Origin of the sequence: Micromonospora sp. MH33 (genome assembly GCF_003013775.1) — a bacterium.
Classification (GTDB): domain Bacteria; phylum Actinomycetota; class Actinomycetes; order Mycobacteriales; family Micromonosporaceae; genus Micromonospora; species Micromonospora fulviviridis.
In genome coordinates, this window is record NZ_MUYZ01000608.1 from 1 (window position 1) to 1,662 (window position 1,662).

Here is a 1,662-nt window from a genome sequence, read left to right on the forward strand (position 1 = left end):
GCTGCCCGCCGCGCTCGCGGCGCTCGCCGCCCTGCTCGCCGTCGGCGCCGGCGTCCTGGTCGACCTGGCCACCCCGGCACCGCGCCCCGCCGACGCGCCCGCGGACGCGTTCAGCGCCGAACGGGCGTACCAGAATGTCAAGGTCATCGCGGCGCGGCCGCACGTGGCCGGCAGCGCCGCCAACGACCAGGTCCGCGAGCACGTCGTGGGGGCGCTGCGCGGGTTGGGCCTGGAGACCGAGGTGCAGGACACCGTGGCCCCGGAGGCCGGGCAGCTCAGCGGGGCGGCCGGCGGCGCGACCCTGGCCCGGGTGCGCAACGTGGTGGCCCGGCTGCCCGGCACCGAACCCACCGGACGGGTCTTCCTGGTGGCCCACTACGACTCGGTGCAGTCGGGGCCGGGCGGCAATGACGACGCCGCCGGCACGTCCACCATCCTGGAGGTGGCCCGGGCACTGGCCGCCGGCCCGCGTCCCCGCAACGACGTGGTCCTCGTGCTCACCGACGCCGAGGAGGCGTGCCTCTGCGGGGCCGCCGGCTTCGCCGCCGACCACCCGCTGGCCGCCGACGGCGGCGTGGTGCTCAACCTGGAGGCGCGCGGCTCCACCGGTCCCGTGATCATGTTCGAGACGTCCCGGAACAACGCGAAGCTGGTGGAAGCCTTCGGCCGGGCCGCCCCGCACCCGGTGGGCACCTCGTTCGCGGTGGAGATCTACCGGGCGCTGCCCAACGACACCGACTTCACCGCCTTCCTCGACCAGCGGTTCGTCGGCCTGAACTCGGCGTACATCGACGGGGGCGCGGTCTACCACACCCCGCTCGACGTGCCGGCGGCGATGAACCGGGGCAGCCTCCAGATGCACGGCGACAACGCCCTGGGCCTGGCCCGCGAGTTCGGCCGGACCGACCTGCGCGACCTGGGCTCCGACCACGACGACACCTACTTCCCGGTGCCCGGCGGGCTGGTCCGCTACCCCGGTTGGCTGACCCTGCCGCTGGCGCTGGCCGCCCTGCTCGCGGTCGGCGCGCTCGGCTGGCTGCTGCGCCGGCGCGGCCGGGCTACCGCCGGGCGGCTCGCGGCCGGCGCCGGGCTGGCCCTGGTGCCGGTCGTCGCCGCCCCGCTGGGCGCGTGGCTGCTCTGGACCGCGGTCACCACCGTCCGCCCCGGCTACGCCGAGCTGCTCGACCCGTACCGGCCGGTCTGGTACCGGCTCGCCGTGGTGGCGCTCGCCGCCGCGATCCTGTTCACCTGGTACGCGCTGACCCGCCGCTGGGCCGGCCCGGCCGCCCTGGCCTTCGGCGGGCTGGTCTGGCTGGCCCTGTTCGGGGTGCTGCTCGCCGTGCTGGTGCCCGGTGGCGCGTACCTGACCACCCTGCCCGCCCTGGCCGGCGCGCTGGCCGGCCTGGCGGCGCTGGCCACCCGGCGGGAGGGCCCCTGGCCGGTGGTCGCGGTGACCCTGGCCGGCGCGGTGGCCGTGGTGATCCTGCTGCCCACCGTGGTGCTGCTCTTCCCCGCGCTGGGCATGGGCATGGGTGGGGTGGCGGCGCTCTTCGCGGTGCTGCTCGGCCTGGCCGCGCTGCCCGTGGTGGACCTGCTGCACCCGCAGGCCGGCGGCCAGCGCGGCCTGGGGGCACTGCAGGCCCGCCGGCTCGGCGCCCTGCC

1 protein-coding gene is annotated in these 1,662 nt (G+C 77.3%); it reads left to right on the forward strand.

What is annotated here, in order from left to right; genetic code table 11:
- Nucleotide 1: 1 nt before the first annotated feature.
- Nucleotides 2-1,662 (forward strand): M28 family peptidase (locus tag B0E53_RS36300; RefSeq protein ID WP_246835782.1); only part of this gene is annotated, 1,661 nt, incomplete at its 3' end.